Origin of the sequence: Devosia sp. (assembly GCF_965229025.1) — a bacterium.
Taxonomy (GTDB): Bacteria; Pseudomonadota; Alphaproteobacteria; order Rhizobiales; family Devosiaceae; genus Devosia_A.
In genome coordinates this window covers 3,679,900-3,696,942 of record NZ_OZ245853.1, presented here as the reverse complement: position 1 = coordinate 3,696,942, position 17,043 = coordinate 3,679,900, and the positions used below count along the sequence as shown (strand labels likewise).

The 17,043-nt window shown below is 64.0% G+C and carries 17 protein-coding genes; 3 read left to right on the top strand and 14 right to left on the bottom strand.

Annotation, left to right across the window (positions count from 1 at the left end; all coding sequences use genetic code 11):
* Positions 1-2: 2 nt before the first annotated feature.
* The 8 genes from ACO06J_RS17965 to ACO06J_RS17930 all read right to left on the bottom strand — a co-directional run bounded on the left by ACO06J_RS17965 (position 3) and on the right by ACO06J_RS17930 (position 8,410).
* A complete protein-coding gene (locus ACO06J_RS17965) occupies positions 3-878 on the bottom strand; it encodes a F0F1 ATP synthase subunit gamma (RefSeq protein WP_421762083.1) in 876 nt (291 codons plus the stop codon).
* A gap of 58 nt (positions 879-936) precedes the next feature.
* On the bottom strand, positions 937-2,469 hold the full coding sequence (gene atpA, locus ACO06J_RS17960; protein ID WP_421762082.1) for a F0F1 ATP synthase subunit alpha: 1,533 nt from the start codon (positions 2,467-2,469) through the stop codon (positions 937-939).
* Positions 2,469-3,029: a F0F1 ATP synthase subunit delta gene (locus ACO06J_RS17955; RefSeq protein WP_421762081.1), complete on the bottom strand. Its 561-nt coding sequence runs from the start codon at positions 3,027-3,029 to the stop codon at positions 2,469-2,471. The genes atpA and ACO06J_RS17955 overlap by 1 nt, the downstream gene beginning before the upstream one ends.
* 264 nt (positions 3,030-3,293) lie before the next feature.
* Positions 3,294-3,761 (bottom strand): hypothetical protein, encoded by a 468-nt coding sequence (locus ACO06J_RS17950; protein ID WP_421762080.1) that lies wholly within the window; start codon positions 3,759-3,761, stop codon positions 3,294-3,296.
* Between the two features lie 91 nt (positions 3,762-3,852).
* Entirely contained in the window at positions 3,853-6,033 is a 2,181-nt protein-coding gene (locus tag ACO06J_RS17945) for a primosomal protein N' (protein WP_421762079.1), read from the bottom strand.
* A gap of 195 nt (positions 6,034-6,228) precedes the next feature.
* Positions 6,229-6,891 (bottom strand): L,D-transpeptidase, encoded by a 663-nt coding sequence (locus ACO06J_RS17940; protein ID WP_421762078.1) that lies wholly within the window; start codon positions 6,889-6,891, stop codon positions 6,229-6,231.
* Between the two features lie 65 nt (positions 6,892-6,956).
* Complete coding sequence (locus ACO06J_RS17935; protein WP_421762077.1) at positions 6,957-7,280, bottom strand: hypothetical protein; 324 nt, start codon at positions 7,278-7,280, stop codon at positions 6,957-6,959.
* A 146-nt stretch (positions 7,281-7,426) separates the two neighbouring features.
* Entirely contained in the window at positions 7,427-8,410 is a 984-nt protein-coding gene (locus tag ACO06J_RS17930) for an omptin family outer membrane protease (protein ID WP_421762076.1), read from the bottom strand.
* Between the two features lie 239 nt (positions 8,411-8,649).
* On the opposite strand from ACO06J_RS17930, the gene ACO06J_RS17925 reads away from it, so the two are divergent.
* Positions 8,650-9,573 carry a tyrosine recombinase XerC gene (locus ACO06J_RS17925; RefSeq protein ID WP_421762075.1) on the top strand — a complete coding sequence of 308 codons (924 nt, stop codon included), beginning with the start codon at positions 8,650-8,652 and terminating at the stop codon, positions 9,571-9,573.
* A 225-nt stretch (positions 9,574-9,798) separates the two neighbouring features.
* A complete protein-coding gene (locus ACO06J_RS17920) occupies positions 9,799-10,773 on the top strand; it encodes a DMT family transporter (RefSeq protein WP_421762074.1) in 975 nt (324 codons plus the stop codon).
* A 260-nt stretch (positions 10,774-11,033) separates the two neighbouring features.
* Here the strand turns inward: ACO06J_RS17920 and lpdA are convergent, their stop codons facing one another.
* The 5 genes from lpdA to ACO06J_RS17895 all read right to left on the bottom strand — a co-directional run bounded on the left by lpdA (position 11,034) and on the right by ACO06J_RS17895 (position 15,153).
* Positions 11,034-12,440, bottom strand: a complete 1,407-nt coding sequence (gene lpdA / locus ACO06J_RS17915; RefSeq protein WP_421762073.1) for a dihydrolipoyl dehydrogenase — start codon at positions 12,438-12,440, stop codon at positions 11,034-11,036.
* 143 nt (positions 12,441-12,583) lie between these two features.
* Entirely contained in the window at positions 12,584-13,381 is a 798-nt protein-coding gene (locus ACO06J_RS17910) for a phosphodiesterase (protein WP_421762072.1), read from the bottom strand.
* An 18-nt stretch (positions 13,382-13,399) separates the two neighbouring features.
* Positions 13,400-13,789, bottom strand: a complete 390-nt coding sequence (locus ACO06J_RS17905) for an MAPEG family protein (protein ID WP_421762071.1) — start codon at positions 13,787-13,789, stop codon at positions 13,400-13,402.
* A 54-nt stretch (positions 13,790-13,843) separates the two neighbouring features.
* Complete coding sequence (locus ACO06J_RS17900; protein WP_421762070.1) at positions 13,844-14,329, bottom strand: hypothetical protein; 486 nt, start codon at positions 14,327-14,329, stop codon at positions 13,844-13,846.
* Positions 14,330-14,394: 65 nt separating this feature from the next.
* Positions 14,395-15,153 carry an SDR family oxidoreductase gene (locus ACO06J_RS17895; protein WP_421762069.1) on the bottom strand — a complete coding sequence of 253 codons (759 nt, stop codon included), beginning with the start codon at positions 15,151-15,153 and terminating at the stop codon, positions 14,395-14,397.
* A 159-nt stretch (positions 15,154-15,312) separates the two neighbouring features.
* Here ACO06J_RS17895 and ACO06J_RS17890 point away from each other — a divergent pair, with 159 nt between their 5' ends.
* Positions 15,313-15,540: a hypothetical protein gene (locus tag ACO06J_RS17890; RefSeq protein WP_421762068.1), complete on the top strand. Its 228-nt coding sequence runs from the start codon at positions 15,313-15,315 to the stop codon at positions 15,538-15,540.
* 143 nt (positions 15,541-15,683) lie between these two features.
* On the opposite strand, the gene odhB is transcribed toward ACO06J_RS17890, so the two are convergent.
* Positions 15,684-17,033 (bottom strand): 2-oxoglutarate dehydrogenase complex dihydrolipoyllysine-residue succinyltransferase, encoded by a 1,350-nt coding sequence (gene odhB / locus ACO06J_RS17885; RefSeq protein ID WP_421762067.1) that lies wholly within the window; start codon positions 17,031-17,033, stop codon positions 15,684-15,686.
* Between the last annotated feature and the right edge of the window lie 10 nt (positions 17,034-17,043).

The window sequence follows — 17,043 nt, the reverse complement described above, 5'->3', positions numbered from 1 at the left end:
TGCTAGAGCGCTTCCGCGCCCGAAATGATTTCGATCAGTTCTTTGGTGATCTGCGCCTGACGCTGGCGGTTATAGACGAGCGTCAGCTTCTTGATCATGTCACCGGCATTGCGCGTCGCGTTGTCCATGGCGCTCATCTGCGCGCCAAAGAACGATGCATTGTTCTCAAGCAGCGCCCGGAACACCTGCACCGAGATATTGCGCGGCAGCAAATCGGCGAGAATCGCCTCTTCGTCCGGCTCATACTCGTAGTTCGGCGCGTCAGCACCGGTTGTCGGCGCATCGAACTTCGCCGGGATCAGCTGCTGCGCCGTCGGGATCTGCGAGATCACCGACTTGAAGCGCGAGTAAAACAGCGTCGCGACGTCGAATTCACCCGCTGCATACATCGCCAGGAGCTTCTCGCCGACGCTTGCCGCATTGGTATAGCCCAGCGTCCGCACGTCACGGAACGAAATCGCCTCGACGATCTTGTCACCCATGGTGCGCTTCAGGATATCGTTGCCCTTGCGGCCCACGGTCAGGATCTTGACCGTCTTGCCTTCACCCAGCAGCTTAAGCGCCGTGTCACGCGCCAGACGCGCAATCGACGAATTGAAGCCGCCGGCAAGCCCACGCTCACCGGTCGCAACGACCAGCAGATGCACCTGGTCCTTGCCATTGCCGGCCAGCAATGCCGGCGCATCGGCGCGACCGGCATAGGCACTGCCCAGCGCAGCCAGCACGTTTCCCATGCGCTCGGCATAGGGACGCGCCTGCTCTGCGGCTTCCTGCGCCCGGCGCAGCTTTGCAGCCGCCACCATCTGCATGGCCTTGGTGATCTTCTGGGTCGATTTGACCGAGGCGATCCGGTTTTTGAGGTCCTTTAGCGAAGCCATCGGGCCGTCTTACTCCTGTTGCGCGACCCTCGTCGGGTCACGCGTCAACGGGAAGGTGTTACGAGAACGTCTTCTTGAACGCTTCGATCGCCGCTTTGAGCTTGCCGCGCAGGTCGTCGGAGAGCGCCTTTTCCTTGGCGATCGCCGACAGCACGTCAGCATTCTTGCTGCGCAGCGCGCCGAGCAGGCCCGCTTCGAACGCACCAACCTTGTTCACCGGCAGATCGTCGAGATAGCCCTGCCCACCGGCAAAGATCACCGCCACTTCTTCTTCCGGCTTCAGCGGCGAAAACTGCGGCTGCTTGAGCAGTTCAGTCAGGCGCGCACCGCGGTTCAGCAGACGCTGCGTTGCCGCATCGAGATCCGAACCGAACTGGGCGAAGGCCGCCATTTCGCGATACTGCGAAAGTTCGCCCTTCAGCGAGCCGGCAACCTGCTTCATCGCCTTGATCTGGGCGTTACCACCCACGCGGGACACCGAGATACCGACGTTCACCGCCGGGCGGATACCCTGGAAGAACAGATTGGTTTCAAGGAAGATCTGGCCGTCGGTGATCGAAATCACGTTGGTCGGAATATAGGCCGACACGTCGTTGGCCTGCGTCTCGATCACGGGGAGCGCGGTGAGCGAACCAAGACCGTGGTCTTCGTTCAGCTTGGCAGCGCGTTCCAGCAGACGCGAGTGGAGATAGAACACGTCGCCCGGATAGGCTTCGCGGCCCGGCGGACGGCGCAGCAGCAGCGACATCTGGCGATACGCAACGGCCTGCTTGGTCAGATCGTCATAGGCGATCACGGCGTGCATGCCGTTGTCGCGGAAATACTCGCCGATCGCCGCACCGGTCATCGGCGCGAGGAACTGCATCGGCGCCGGGTCCGAAGCGGTAGCGGCGATAACGATGGAGTACTCCATCGCGCCGGCATCTTCGAGCACCTTGACGAACTGCGCCACGGTCGAGCGCTTCTGGCCGACGGCGACGTAGATGCAATAGAGCTTGTCGGTCTCGGAAGCGTTGGCGGCATGCGCCGGCTTCTGGTTGAGGAAGGTGTCGAGAATAACGGCGGTCTTGCCGGTCTGACGGTCGCCAATGATCAGCTCGCGCTGGCCGCGGCCGATCGGGATCAGCGCATCGATCGCCTTGATGCCGGTCGACATCGGCTCGTGCACGGACTTGCGCGGCAGAATGCCCGGCGCCTTCACGTCGACGCGGCGGCGTTCCTTGGCCTTGAGCGGGCCCTTGCCGTCGATCGGGTTACCGAGCGCGTCAACCACGCGGCCGAGCAGTTCCTTGCCCACCGGGGTGTCCACGATCGAACCGGTACGCTTGACGGTGTCGCCTTCCTTGATGCCGCGGTCGGCGCCGAAGATAACCACGCCGACATTGTCGGTTTCGAGGTTGAGCGCCATGCCCTTGATACCGCCCGGGAACTCGACGAGCTCACCGGCCTGCACGTTGTCGAGGCCGTAGACGCGGGCAATACCGTCACCGACGGAAAGCACCTGGCCGACTTCGGAAACTTCGGCTTCCTGACCGAAATTCTTGATCTGGTCCTTGAGGATCGCAGAAATTTCCGCGGCTTTGATGTCCATTATCCGACCTCTTTCATCGCGATCTTCATCGCCGTGAGCTTGGTTTTGAGTGAGCTGTCGATCATCTGGCTGCCGACCTTGACCACAAGGCCACCGATCAGCGACGCATCGACGTGTTCTTCGAGAGTAACGGCCTTGCCGATCTTGGCCTTCAGCGTCGCGGCAAGCGTCGCGAGCTGGGCTTTGGTCAACGGCACGGCCGAAGTGACTTCAGCACTGACTTCACCGCGCGCTGCCGCTGCCATGGCGCGGAAGGCGGCAATGATGGCGGGCAGCGCAAACAGCCGGCCGTTACGCGCCACGACCTTGACCAGATTGGCCACAGTCGGATGCGCCTTGGCCTCAACCAGGATCGCATCGATCGCGGTAGCCTTCTGTTCGGCATTAATTACCGGGGAGCGCAGGAAGCGCGAAAAATCGGCGCTTTCACTGCTGAGGGCGGAAATGGCCACAAGGCCCGATTCCACCGCTTCGACGGACTTGTCGGCCGCCGCAATGTCAAACAACGCTGCCGCATAAGGGCGCGCGATCTGGGTTAGCACTGAATCCTGCGCTGCCAATGCCCCTCAACCCTCATACTTCGCAACCCAGAACCCGGAACAGGCGTTCCCCGGATGGTTGCTCGAGCTCATGATTATCCCCCGATGGACCACCAGTCCCCGGAATTCGCGCCCCCTCTAACATGCGTTCTTGCCGCAACGCAAGGCAGGCAGACTGAGTCTTTAAGGGCAGATTTGTCGCACACGCACCAATGCACCAGCCGAGGGACAATTCTCCCGGCCGGTGCAGGTGGTCTTCGCTGCTCAGGATCTGCTTTTTGCGGCTCAGTTCTGCTTGAAGGCGGACGTCAGCTTGTTCGCCGCATAGGGCGCAAACAGCGCCGCCCCGGCGAGAAAGAAACTGCCGACATGCTGCATGATGTCACCAACCTGGCCGACATCACCAAAGCACTTGTAGAGGATGATGTTGCCCAGCGCCCACAGGAACACCGCCATCACGACAGCGCCAATCATCCCGGCGATCCGGCTGTAGCTCGAATCTTCGCTGGCCGGCTGCGCCTCGGTCGTCTCTTCGGTCTGTAGCGTCTTTTCCCCCACCGGCGCCCCGTCCTGGGTCACGTTGGTGGTCACCGTCGTTGTAGTAGGCGGTCCCTGAGGGGATTTCTCCTTGAGGGCAGTATTGAGATCCGCATCGCGCAGCGTCACCTGCAGCAACTTGATGATCCCAACATTGAAAACGATGAGCGTCCCCCACATGATAAAAGGCGCGCTGTCTTCGATCAGAGTTGTCATGGAATTCCCCCTTGCCAGAACGGGGACATCTGGAACCTGCGGGGCCAGCCTCACAATCCGTAACCCCACGGATCAGTAGAACCCTCAATCCCTAGAGGAAACTCTGCGGGTCGATATCCACCTGCACCCTCAAATTCCCCGTCGCCTTCGGCGCCTGTTCCAGCCAGAACCGTACATAGCCCGAGAGGTCAAAATCCTTGCCTGATTGTGCCAGGAGCCGCACCCGGTGCCGGCCGCGCACCATCGAGATCGGCGCGTCCGCCGGCCCGAACAGCCGCAACCCCTCCGCCATCGGCGCCGCCGCAAGGATCGCCTTGGCATAGGCGAAGGCCGGGTCATGCTCATTGGCCGAAACGATCAGCGCCGCCAGCCGTCCGAACGGCGGCAATTGGCCCGCCTCCCGCGCCAGCAACTCGTGCCTGTAGAAAGCCTCGCGATCGCCCTTGATCATCGCCTGCATCACCGGATGCGTCGGATGATAGGTCTGGAGGAACGCCTTGCCGGTCCGGCTCGCCCGCCCCGCCCGCCCCGTCACCTGCGTCAGGATCTGGAACGTCCGCTCCGCCGCCCGCGGGTCGCCTCGGTCGAGCCCCAGGTCCGCATCGAGCACCCCCACCAGGGTGAGCTTTTCAAAATGATGCCCCTTGGCCACCAGTTGCGTGCCGATCACGAGGTCATATTCCCCCCGCTCGATCTCGGTGAACCGGTCCTTGAGCTGGCTGTTCGAACCCATGTCGGACGAGAGGATCACCGTCCGTGCGCCCGGAAACCGCGCCACCGCCTCCTCCGCCACCCGCTCGATTCCCGGACCCACCGCCGTCAGCGATTCGACCGCCCCACAGGCGCCGCAACTCGTCGGTGTCTTCTGCTCATGCCCGCAATGGTGGCACATCAAGACGCCGCGAAACCGGTGCTCCACCAGCCAGGCCGAGCAATCGGGACACTGATACTGGTGCCCGCACGCCTTGCACAGCGTCAGTGGCGCATAGCCCCGCCGGTTCAAAAACAGCAGCGCCTGTTCCCCTCGGTCGAGCGTCGCAAACACCTCGCGCGCCAGTCGTGGCGCGATCCACTGCCCCTTCTCTGGTGGCTCCTCGCGCATATCGATCGCCGAAATATCCGGCATCGCCGCCTCGGCAAACCGCGCTTCGAGCAGCACATGCGCATAGCGGCCGAGGTTGGCATTGTTGCGGCTCTCAACCGATGGCGTCGCCGAACTGAGGATGACCCGCGCCTCGGCAAACCGCGCCCGCACCACTGCCATGTCGCGGGCGTGATAGTTCACCCCCTCATACTGCTTGAACGCCCCGTCATGCTCCTCGTCGAGGACGATCAGCCCCAGTTCCCGGAACGGCAAAAACAGCGCCGAACGCGCCCCCAGCACCACCCGCACCTCACCATTCAGCACGCCGCGCCAGGTCCGCGCCCGCTGCGCCGGCGTCATATCCGAATGCCACTCGCCGGGCTTGGTGCCGAAGCGCTTGGCAAAGCGCGTCAAAAACGTGTTGGTCAGCGCGATTTCCGGCAACAGGATCAGCGCCTGCCGCCCGGCCCTCAGCGTATCGGCCACCGCCTCGAAAAACACCTCGGTCTTGCCGCCGCCCGTAACCCCATCGAGCAGTGCCACGCCGTAACTGGTGACATCCAGCGCCCGGATCGCCTCAAGCGCCCGCCCCTGTTCCGGGCTCAACACTGGCGGCGCGGCCTCCGGGTCCGGTGGCAGAACGATCGGCGGCGGCGCCATCTCGATCCGCTCGATCGCACCCACCTTCTCCAGCCCCTCGATCACCGAAGCTGAAACCCCTGCCGCCCCGATGAGCGCCGCCTTGGCCCAGGCGCCGCCATCCATCAGCACATCCAGTACCCGCTCGCGCGCCGGCGTCAGCTTTGTCGGCTCATGCGCGGTCTTCCGGAACGCCGTCAGCGGCCGCTCGGGCTCCAGCGCCTCGGTCGACCGCAGCACCGAGCGTAGCACCAGCCCCGGCGGCGCCAGCGTATAGCGGCTCACCCAGTCGACCGTCTTCAGCAGCTCTTCCGAGAGCGCCGGCACATCGTAAACCTGGGCGATATCCTTGAGCCGGTTATGCGCGAAATTGTCCTTGGGGAGGCCCCACACCACCCCCAGCGTCAACCGCCCCACCAGCGGCACCGAGACGATCGAACCGCGCTGCACCGTCATGCCAAAGGGCACGCGATAGGTGTACGGCCCATCGACCGACACACTCACCATCACCGCCACAATATCAGGAAGCTCGCCCGCCAGATCGCCCATGGTACCCGCTTTGTTCACGGACAATGTAGTAAGCGCAACCTGATTCTGCGACCGCCCCACCGACACGAAAACAAATCCCCCCTTTCTTCCCCCCTCCCCCTTGAGGGGAGGGGGTGGGGGTCCATCGGCAATAACCACAAGACCACAGGAGCAACGTTCCGCGTTGCCCGATCCAAGCAACGCGAGGAGCGCCCCCTACATCACCACGATCGGCGTCCCCGCCGGCACCCGCTCGTAGAGGTCGATCACATCCTGATTGAGCAAGCGCACGCAGCCCGACGATACCGCCTTGCCGATCGAGCGCTCATCGGGGTTGCCGTGCAGCCGGTACAGCGTGTCCTTGCCGTCCTTGAAGATATAGAGCGCCCGCGCTCCCAGCGGATTGCCGATCCCCGGCGGCATGCCGTTGCGATAGGGCTCGAGCTCCGGCTGCCGGTCGATCATTTCGGACGGCGGCGTCCAGGTCGGCCATTCTTTCTTGTAGGCAATGCTGGCGCGCCCCGACCACGCAAAGCCGTCGCGCCCGATGCCCACACCATATCGGATGGCTTGCCCATCATCGCGAACGAGGTAGAGGAACCGGCTCGCCGTATCCACCACCACCGTACCCGGCCGTTCGCCCGTCCGATCGGGAACGACCTGCCGCCAGAACTGCGGCTCCACCAGGTCGATCCGGGCCGCCGGCACCGGAAACTGTTCATTGGGCAGCGCCGCATAGGTGGCGAGAACATCTGCCGGGATACGGGGCGTCTCGGCCTCAAGCCGCTGGCCGGATACCGCACATCCGGCCAAGGCCAGCGTGGCAAGGCTCGCCGATCCGGACAACAGGTGCCGGCGGCTAATCATCATTTCAGTCATGGATATAAATCTCGTTTGGCGGCTCAACGGCCGCAAAGGGGTCTGGGTTGCATGAACGCTGAACCTCAGCCGAGCCGCGGCGGCCGCAGCTCGGTGCCCGGCACCGCCCCATAGCGCATCGGCTGGTCCATCAGGCCCAGAGCCCATTGCGCATCGGTTGCCTTGGGCAACTCGAATCGCCGCGCCGCCACCATCCCGGCCTCCGCCGGAAGCACCCGCTTGCCACCCAGCACTTCGCAGGGCGACGGCAAGCGCAGATCGTCGCTCGCCCCGACAGCCGTCTGCATCACCGACTGAGCCGGGCCCACACCACACCCAGCCGCCAGACTGGGTGCCGCAAGGCCTACCAGCGCGATCCAGATCGTCAAAAGTCCCAGCAAACGGTGCATGAAACGCTCTTAGTCCGCGCCGCCCCAAAACAGAAGTCCGCTCACGCCCTTGTGCGCTCAATTGCCGCCAGCGAGTCAAAAGATACAAAAACGCCGCCTCCCTTCCGGAAGGCGGCATGCACATGTGGCAGACGCAACGTGGCGGCTCAGAACGAACCCTTGATGCCGACGGAAATGCTCGCAGCACCGAAGTCACCACCAGCGACATCAAGCTCTGTGTCACTATCGTCAGTGACCGTATCGGTTGCCGTCGTGTCGCCGCGTCCGGTGAAAATCTTGTCGTATGTGCCCGTCACGAACAGGCTGGTCTTCTCGTCGAGCGCATAGCCCGCATTGGCTTCGAGCGCCACCATCGGCGCAGAACCAAGGGTGTCATCGAACACCAGGTCGCGCATCCAGTGGTTGTCGATATCGCTGGCCCCGAACGTCAGCCCGGCCTGAAGTGATCCTCCGAACGTCCACTGGTCCTGCTTGATCTCGCCGTCGAGCCCGAGGAACGCCGCCGGGAACTTCTGGCGGAAGGTGATCCCCGGCTCCCCATCCGGGAACGAGCCGACGTCGTCACGAAACCCCGAGTCGCTGTAGACGTAGGTGCCGCCCTTGGCCGCCCACTGCACATCCACATACTTGAAGCCTGCATTGACGTTCAACGTCGCCGTATCGTCCTTGATCACGTCATAGCCGAGCGCGACGCTGCCGTTGAAATACCAGTCGAGATTGGTGTCGTCGTGCTGCGAGCGGTCGGTCCAGTCGTCGGCGCCATAGCCCTGGAACCACGGCGCGTCGATCCAGTCATAGTCTTCCATGTAGCTGTCGCCACTCATGCCGACCTGTGCCTTGCCCGACAGCGTCCAGCCCTTGGGCATGGCGACATCGAAACCGGCGGTCAGCATCGGCGCGGTGCTCTGCCAGATCAGGCGGCTCAGCACGCTGTCGCTGCCTGCGCCCAGATAGACAATCTCGTTGGATTCGATCTTCACCAGACCGATAGCGGTGTAGATGGAAAACGCCGAATCGGAACGCGCCGGAGCGTCCTCGATCACCAGCGGTTCGATGGCATCTGCTGCCCAGATGCTCGGCGCACTCGCCATCACAATGGCAGCGGCCCACAACGTGCTCCTAAAATTCACTTTAACCCCCATGCAATCAGCAACATCACTGCTCGATACTTTTATTACTTATACTTAATGCACGGTAAATTTATGACAGCCAACGACCAGAAGTATCGTTTTGCGACCCATCTTTTCGGCTATTGCTCCAGGCACGGTCCCGGAGGCCGCAAACCGAGCAAGTATCAATCATGTGCAAGCAACGTGGCATCAGTCATAACCTCTGCGTTTTGTTAACAGCGGCGCGGTAGCATCCCCCCATGACCGCGCTTCTCACCGATCCGACAACCCAGTCGCACATCTCTGCCTGGCAGCGTGACCTCGGCGCTGTGCGCCGGCTCGCGCCCAAAACGCTCGAAGCCTACCTGCGCGACCTCGGCCAGTTCATCGCCTTCCTGTCGCGTCACACCGGCGGGCTGGTCACCGAGGCCACTCTCCGCGATCTCCGCCCCGCCGATATCCGCGCCTTCCTTGCGGCGCGCCGCAGCGACGATCTCGGCTCCCGCTCGCTCGCCCGCGCGCTGTCCTCGCTGAAGAGTTTCTTCGGCTTCCTCGAGCGCGAGGGTGTCCTCACCACCGAGGCGCTCAACACCGTGCGCACCCCGAAGGTCTCCCGCTCCCTGCCCAAGGCCCTCACGGTGCTCGAAGCCAAGGCAACCATCACTGCCGTCAGCGAGCTCGAGGAAACGCCCTGGATTGCAGCTCGCGACATGGCGGTGCTCTCCCTTTGCTACGGCGCGGGGCTGCGTATCTCCGAAGCCCTCGCCATCACCCGCGCCGACCTCGAAGCCGAGACGCTCCGGGTCACCGGCAAGGGCGGCAAGACGCGCCTAGTGCCGCTGATCGCGCCGGTGCGCCAATCCATCGCCACCTACCTCGAAGCCGCCCCCTTCAAGCTCGGCGCCGACGAACCGCTGTTCCGTGGCGCCAAAGGCGGCCCGCTCTCCCCCCGCATCATCCAGTTGCGCGTCGCCCAGTTACGCGGCGCCCTCGGCCTTCCGCCATCCGCCACCCCTCATGCGCTACGCCATTCGTTCGCCACCCACCTTCTCGGCCGTGGCGGCGACCTCCGCGCCATCCAGGAACTGCTCGGCCACGCCTCGCTCTCCACCACCCAGATCTACACCGCCGTCGATACCGACCGCCTGCTCGAAAGCTACCGCGCCGCCCACCCGCGAGCCTGAACGCGGCGAACGCACTGTTCACACCTTGACGCTCTTTACAGCGCGTCAGGCGCGTCGTACCTATCCGCTCATGACCGCTTGCATCCTAATTATTTGCAAAACTACTCTTGGCCCCTCCGGGGACCGGGACGCTCGCGGCTATTGACCCTCGATGCTTCACCGGCCCCGCCATCAGGCGCGGGTAACCGGTGATCTGATGGCAGGGCCAGAACCGGACCCGCCAGAATGACCACCGCTCCCTCCTCTTCCCTCCCCGCTGCCCGCACCTATGCCTGGGCCGGCGTTGCGCTCGCGCTCCTCGGCGCCGCCTTCTTTGCCACCAAGGGTATCGTCATCAAGCTGGCGCTACACGAGGGCATCGATACCGTCACCACGCTCACCTGGCGCATGATCGTCGCCGTGCCGATCTTCGTCACCGTCGGTATCATCGGTTATCGCAAGAAGCTGAGCCAGCGCGCCGCCGGTGCCCCGCCGGTACTCGATCGCACCACGCTGCTGCAGGTCTTCGGCGTCGGCCTCATCGGCTACTACCTCTCGAGCTTTCTCGATTTCGCCGCGCTCGAATATATCTCCGCCCAGTTCGACCGGCTGATCCTTCTGACCTATCCGTTCTTCGTGGTGCTGTTCGGCGCCATCTTCTTCAAGCGCCGCATCACCGTCCCGATGGTCGCAGCTCTTGTCGTCAGCTATGTCGGCATCGCCATCATCTTCTGGCACGATCTGGGTGTCGAAGGCGACGGCGTGCTCATCGGCGCCTCGCTGGTCTTTGCCGCCTCGATTTTCTACGCGACCTACCAGATCCTCGCCAAGCCGCTCATCGACAAGCTCGGCCCGCAGCTCTTCACCTCACTGGCAATGAGCGCCGCCGGCCCGGCGGTGATCGTGCACTTCCTCGTCACCCACCCCTTTGGCGATCTCGCGGTCACCGGCAATGGCTTCCTGCTGATGCTGGCCATCGGCACCATTTCCACGGTGCTCCCGGCCTACTGCATCTCGGCCGCCATCGGGTTGATCGGGCCTGAACGCACCGCCATCATCGGCAATGTCTCCCCCATCGTCACGGTGACCCTCGCCATCGCCGTTCTGGGTGAGGCCTTCACCATCTACCACGCCATCGGCACCGTGCTGGTCCTCGGCGGCGTCTATCTCTTCGCCCGCAAGGGCAAGCCCAAGATCGCCGACCAGGAAGTCGAGCCCTGACCGGCTGATCCGCTGCTAAAGCTGCCTCGTAGAACAATTGTGCGGATGCATGGAACCGACCCCTCATCGGTTCTGCCGAAGGGAGGAACGGCAACGTTCCTCCCGAGCCGCTAAGTCAGGAGGAACGGCAACGTTCCTCCTCAACGCGTTTCGAGCGATGACAACTCCCCCGAGCGAAGCGAGCCGGCCGTCGGCCGCCCCGCCGGAGCGCCAGCGAGGAGTGGCCACAGGCCACCCCGCAGCGAAACGGCGCGTGAGGCCTAAATGTGTATCGCGCCGTCCCCACACATCAGCGCCGCTTCCTTCACCGCTTCGCTCATCGTCGGGTGCGCATGGGTGATGCGGCCGAGATCTTCGGCCGAGCCCGAGAACTCCATCAGCACCGCAATCTCGTGCAGCATCTCGCCCGCGCCCTTGGCGATGATCTGCGCGCCCAGCACGCGATCGGTCGCGACGTCCGCGAGGATCTTCACATAGCCCTGCGTCGCCAGCATCGCCTTGGCCCGGCCATTGGCAGTGAACGGGAATTTCCCGGCCTTGTACTCGATGCCGGCTGACTTCAGCTCATCTTCCGATTTGCCGATCCAGGCCAGTTCCGGGCTGGTGTACATCACCGAGGGGATGGTCGCGTAGTTCACATGCGGCTTCTGCCCGGCGATGATCTCGGCCACCGCATGGCCCTCGTCCATCGCCTTGTGCGCCAGCATCGGGCCCACCACCACGTCGCCAATGGCATAAATCCCCGGCACGTTGGTCTTGAACTCATGGTCGATCCGCACCCGGCCGCGCTCGTCCACGGCAACGCCCGCCACCTCGAGCCCCAGCCCGGTCGTATAGGGCTTCCGCCCCACCGCCACGAGCACCGCGTCGGCTTCGACCAGCACCGCTTCGCCGCCCGCCGCCGGCTCAAGCCGCGCGCTCAGCGACCCGTCAGCGCGCTTTTCAACCGCCGTCACCTTGGTCCCCAGCTTGAACTCAAGGCCCTGCTTCTGGAGGATGCGCTGCATCTGCCGCGCCGCCTCGCTGTCAAGCCCGGGGAGGATCCGGTCGAGGAACTCGACCACCGTCACCTTCGATCCAAGCCGCGCCCACACCGAGCCCAGTTCCAGCCCGATAATCCCGCCGCCGATCACCAGGAGCCGCTTCGGTACCGATTTGAACGACAGGGCCCCGGTGGAGCTCACCACCTTGTCCTCGTCCACAGTGATCCCCGGCAGGCCAGAAGGCTCCGAGCCCGAGGCGATGATGATATTCTTGGTCTCGATCGTCTGGCCCAGCCCGCTCTCCGGCGTCACCAGCACCTTGCCCGGCGCCGCAATCGAGCCAGTGCCGCGGAACGTCGTGATCTTGTTCTTTTTGAACAGAAACTCGATGCCGGAGACGTTCGCCGTCACCGTATCGTCCTTGTGCGCCAGCATCTGGCTGAGGTTGAGGCTCGGCGTCACGTCGATACCGAACTGCTTGAACTGGTGCCCGGCCTCTTCATAAAGCTCCGATGCATGCAGCAGCGCCTTCGATGGAATGCACCCGATATTGAGGCAGGTGCCCCCGAAGGTCGGCCACTTCTCGACCACCGCCACCTTCATGCCGAGCTGCGCTGCGCGGATCGCGGCGACATAACCGCCCGGCCCCGAACCGATTACCGTGAGGTCGAAACTGTCCGCCATGATCTCTCCGAGCCGCTGGATAAGGCGCCAGGGGAGCGGCGCCGCACTGCCGATATAAGCTTCCCCAAGGGGTTAAACCACCCGCCTTTCGGATGAAACCCCCGAGACGCCGGCACAAGGAGAATTCTGCGGAAATCGCCCTGTCAGAAGAAAGCCATCTCCGGCCCAAAGTTTCCGATCGGCACCAGGTGCGTCACCAGCCCCTGCGCCTCGCGCCAGTGATGCAACAGCAACCCCGGCGGCTCCAGCAGCGACGCCGGCGCCGCACCCGGCTCCAGCTTGAGCGCAATCGCACTCGCCGTACTTGGCGCGGTCATCGCCACCGTCCCGCCAAACCGAACCTGCATCAGCCGGTGCACATGCCCGCACAGCACTGCCTCGACCGCCCGATAGCGCGACACCATCGCCGCCAGCCGCTCTCCGCCAAAGCACCGGTAGGGGTCCAGAAACCCGATCCCGCTCTCGAACAGCGGCTGGTGCATCACGATCAGGGTCGGCCGCTCGGGCGCGCTGGCCAGCACAGCCTCCAGCCACGCCTCCGCAGCGGCGTCGAAATCACCGTGATGCGATCCCGGCACCGTCACATCGAGCCCGACAATCCGCACCGGACCATATCCATCGGCCGCAAAGTGCAGGGGACCTGCCTTGGCGACGAACGGCCAATCGCCGAACTCCGCCCGAAACGCCTCGCGCTCGTCGTGATTGCCAGCAATGATCAGCAGCGGCTGCTCAATGGCCCCGAGCATCTGCCGCACCAGCCGGTATTCCTCCGCCGTGCCGCCATCCACCAGGTCCCCGCTGATCACCACCAGATCCGGCGCCGGACGCAGCGCCTTGAGCTGCGCGATCGCCGCCCGGAACATCCCGTTGCTGTCGACAAGCCCATGGTACAGTTCGCCCTCGGGCACCACGTGGGGGTCCGAAAGCTGCGCAATCAACATGGCTTGTCCTCGTATTGGCTAAAACAGTATGCCGACAAACATCAGCATCAGCCCAAGCGCCGAGACGCACCAGACCAAGCTGCGGACAAACTGTACGCCAGACAGGTAGAGCGGCAGATAGACAATCCGCGCCCAGAAGTAGAGCTGCGCACCCCAAACGGTCAGCGCATCGGACCGGCCGCTGATTTCGATCGCCACCGCCAGTGCCACGAACACACCGTAGGTTTCGATCAGGTTGCGCAGCGCCCGCTCCGCCCGCCCGGTCATCACGTTCGGCGGGGCTTCACTGTCGCGCGCCGTCGCGGCGTGCAAAACGCCATGCTGCATCCGGTACAGCGTCGCCTGGGCGCCGACATAAAGCCCAAACAACGCCGTGCTCCAAACGAGGAGCGTCAATTCAATCGACATTGGGAATCCTGAAAATACTCTGCGCTAACACAACGCTGCCAGAACCTGCCCGGTTCACTCCGGCCGGCACGTCTCGAGCGTGAACACGTCCAGCAGCCCGGGTTCGATCGCAAATGCCGCCTCGCGATAGGGCGAATACCACACCCCGCCCGCGAAACCGGGCAGCAAGATCTGCTGCGGCGCCATCATCGGCTGCTCAAAACTATAGGGGAACACCTCGATCCCGCCGGGCATCAGCGCGTAGATCACATCGTCATAGCCCACGCACTCGGTCGCGCCACCCTCCACACATGCCGGTGCGAGGCTCGCCATCGGCTGGCCAAACCCATTGGGCACGAACAAGCCGCCCTCATAGGGCGGAAAGTCCTTAGGGCCGATCAGCCTGATCGCGGCAAACTGGTTGCTCGCCCCATCCTCTGGGCGAGGCGACACCACCACCTGCCACACGCCACCCGGTTGGGCGTAGGTCGCCCGCCCAAGCGGGCACTCCTCCGCCTGCACCACCGAACCCATCGCGAATACCGCCGCTAGTGCAGCCATTGAGAGTTTCATCTGCCGGTCCCCCGTTACGCCCATAAGACGCCGCAGCCTGCCAACTCCTTGGGTCAGGGTGTAATCGCCCGCCCGCCGGTCACCGCCACCGTAGTACCGGTGACGTAAGCCGCCTCTTCCGAAAGCAACCACAGGATCGCCAGCGCCACTTCCTCCGCCGTTCCGGCGCGTTGCATGGGGAGGCTCGGCGCCAGCCTCTCGACGCGGCCGGGGTCGCCACTGGCCGCATGAAACTCCGTCTCGATGATCCCCGGCCTGACGCCGTTGACCCTGATCCCCTCGGCCGCCACTTCCAGCGCCAGCCCAACGGTCAAGGTGTCGATCGCGCCCTTGCTCGCGGCATAATCGACCGAAGTCCCCGGTGCGCCCAGTTTCGCAGCAGCCGACGACAGGTTGACGATCCCGCCACCCCGTCCGCCATGCCTGCTCGACATTCGCCGGATCGCTGCGCCCGCACAGAGCATCGAGCCCGTCACATTGACGGCCAGGACCTTGGCAATCGAGTCCGCCGTCATCGCGTCGACCCGGCCAGCGGGAGCAATGATCCCAGCATTGTTCACCAGCGCCGCAAGGCGCCCCATCCGGTCGGCGGCCCGGAAGATGTGCTCAACATCCTCCGCGAGGCTCACATCCCCGCGCACCGCCACCGCCTCGCCGCCCATGTGGTGGATCCGCGCGCACACCGCCTCAGCCGCCGCAACATTGCCGGCATAGTTCACCACCACGCCATAGCCGCGCTCAGCCGCCAGCAGGCATGTCGCCGCCCCGATCCCTCGGCTGCCGCCCGTCACCACCATAACTTTGTCGTGCATTTTTCCCCTCCTCGATCACGCATGGCTCGCTGAACGTTTTCTGAATACGCGGTTCGGAAGCCGTTCAAAACGCCCCCTCTAAAAGCGCGACATCCGTTGCCAAGGCAACACCAAACAGCACCGGCCAAAACCGGCCGGCCATCAAATGAGGGCATAAAAATGAAGACCATTATCGCACTGGCACTCGCCACCACCATCATCGCCGGCGCCCCGCTCGTCGCCACCCAGGCTTTCGCTGTCGATACCTCGATCAGCAAGCTCTGCGGCCCCGACGCCCCGGAAGCCTACAAGCGTGCCGGCGGCTATTGCGAGCAGATCGGCTCCAACGAATCGCAGGGCACCGAAAAGAGCAAGGGCGGCCTGCCGTGGTGGTTGTTCCTGGTGTAATCCACTAGCATCTCCCGCGCCCCGAGCGCACGGACCTCGACCAACACGGGCCCATCGCAAGATGGGCCCGTTGCCGTTACTCACCCACAAAAGCAAAGGGCCCGCCGAAGCGAGCCCTTGAATTCTATCGCGATGCCGCCCGACTAGAGATCGAGCACCAGCCGCTCCGGCGCCTCGAGGCTCTCCTTCACGCGCACGAGGAACGTCACCGCTTCCTTGCCGTCCACGATGCGGTGGTCGTAGCTCAGCGCCAGGTACATCATCGGGCGGATAACAATCTGCCCGCCAACCACCACCGGCCGCTCCTGGATCTTGTGCATGCCGAGGATGCCCGACTGCGGGGCATTGAGGATCGGCGTCGACATCAGCGAGCCATAGACGCCGCCATTGGTGATCGTGAAGGTACCGCCCTGCATGTCGGCCATCGAGAGGCCTCCGTCACGGGCAAGCTTGCCGAGCCGGCCGATTTCCTTCTCGATCTCGGCGATCGACATCTGGTCGGCGTCGCGCACGACCGGCACGACGAGGCCCTTTTCGGTGCCGACGGCGATGCCCATATGGGCGTAGTTCTTGTAGACGAGGTCATCGCCATCGATCTCGGCATTTACCGACGGGATTTCCTTGAGCGCGTGTGTCACGGCCTTGGTGAAAAAGCCCATGAAGCCAAGCTTCACGCCGTGCTTTTTCTCGAACAGGTCCTTGTAGGACGTCCGCAAGTCCATCACCGGCTTCATGTCCACCTCGTTGAAGGTGGTCAGCATCGCCGCCGTGTTCTGCGCGTCCTTCAGCCGGCGCGCGATGGTCTGGCGCAGCCGTGTCATCTTCACCCGCTCTTCGCGGCCATCGTCCGCTGCATTGACCGGACCGCGCGGCATGGCGGGTACAGGAGCCGGAGCTGGTGCTGCTGCGACCGGAGCTGGTGCAGGAGCAGGCTTCGGAGCTTCGGCCTTAGGCGCCTCGACCTTGACCGGGATCGGCGCTGCCGCCGAACCGGTCATCGCTGACGGCATCGCCGTCGCCAGTGCCGGCTTGATGATCGCCGCCAGCACATCTTCCTTCAGCACCTGGCCGCGCTTGCCCGAACCATTGAGCTCGCCCTCGGCAATGCCATTCTCGGCCATCAGCTTTTGCGCCGATGGAGCCGGGGGCACACCGCCACCACCATTGCTCACCGGCTTGACCGCCTCTGCGACCGCTGCCGGGGCAGAAGCCTCGGCCGGCTTTGCCGCCGCCACCGGAGCCGCCGCTGCAGCAGCGCCCGCTGCGGCAATCGCACCGATCAGCGCCCCGACATTGACCGTGTCGCCGGCATTGGCCGCAATCGATTCGAGCACCCCGGCACTCGGCGCCGGCACTTCGATCGTCACCTTGTCGGTTTCGAGCTCAACCAGCGGTTCGTCGGCGGCAACCGTGTCGCCCACCTTTTTGAACCACTGCCCGATCGTTGCTTCGGTAACGCTCTCGCCCAGCGTCGGCACCCGGATCTCAGCCATCTTGTCGTCC

Excerpts from the sequence above, each read along its gene's own strand:
- ACO06J_RS17925 (WP_421762075.1), top strand. The coding sequence starts at position 8,650 with ATGACCGCGCTTCTCACCGATCCGACAACCCAGTCGCACATCTCTGCC.
- ACO06J_RS17890 (WP_421762068.1), top strand. The coding sequence starts at position 15,313 with ATGAAGACCATTATCGCACTGGCACTCGCCACCACCATCATCGCCGGC.
- ACO06J_RS17910 (WP_421762072.1), bottom strand. The coding sequence starts at position 13,381 with ATGTTGATTGCGCAGCTTTCGGACCCCCACGTGGTGCCCGAGGGCGAA.
- ACO06J_RS17940 (WP_421762078.1), bottom strand. The coding sequence starts at position 6,891 with ATGACTGAAATGATGATTAGCCGCCGGCACCTGTTGTCCGGATCGGCG.
- ACO06J_RS17905 (WP_421762071.1), bottom strand. The coding sequence starts at position 13,789 with ATGTCGATTGAATTGACGCTCCTCGTTTGGAGCACGGCGTTGTTTGGG.
- lpdA (WP_421762073.1), bottom strand. The coding sequence starts at position 12,440 with ATGGCGGACAGTTTCGACCTCACGGTAATCGGTTCGGGGCCGGGCGGT.
- ACO06J_RS17965 (WP_421762083.1), bottom strand. The coding sequence starts at position 878 with ATGGCTTCGCTAAAGGACCTCAAAAACCGGATCGCCTCGGTCAAATCG.
- ACO06J_RS17950 (WP_421762080.1), bottom strand. The coding sequence starts at position 3,761 with ATGACAACTCTGATCGAAGACAGCGCGCCTTTTATCATGTGGGGGACG.
- ACO06J_RS17900 (WP_421762070.1), bottom strand. The coding sequence starts at position 14,329 with ATGGCTGCACTAGCGGCGGTATTCGCGATGGGTTCGGTGGTGCAGGCG.
- ACO06J_RS17920 (WP_421762074.1), top strand. The coding sequence starts at position 9,799 with ATGACCACCGCTCCCTCCTCTTCCCTCCCCGCTGCCCGCACCTATGCC.
- ACO06J_RS17945 (WP_421762079.1), bottom strand. The coding sequence starts at position 6,033 with ATGGGCGATCTGGCGGGCGAGCTTCCTGATATTGTGGCGGTGATGGTG.
- atpA (WP_421762082.1), bottom strand. The coding sequence starts at position 2,469 with ATGGACATCAAAGCCGCGGAAATTTCTGCGATCCTCAAGGACCAGATC.
- ACO06J_RS17895 (WP_421762069.1), bottom strand. The coding sequence starts at position 15,153 with ATGCACGACAAAGTTATGGTGGTGACGGGCGGCAGCCGAGGGATCGGG.
- odhB (WP_421762067.1), bottom strand. The coding sequence starts at position 17,033 with ATGGCTGAGATCCGGGTGCCGACGCTGGGCGAGAGCGTTACCGAAGCA.
- ACO06J_RS17935 (WP_421762077.1), bottom strand. The coding sequence starts at position 7,280 with ATGCACCGTTTGCTGGGACTTTTGACGATCTGGATCGCGCTGGTAGGC.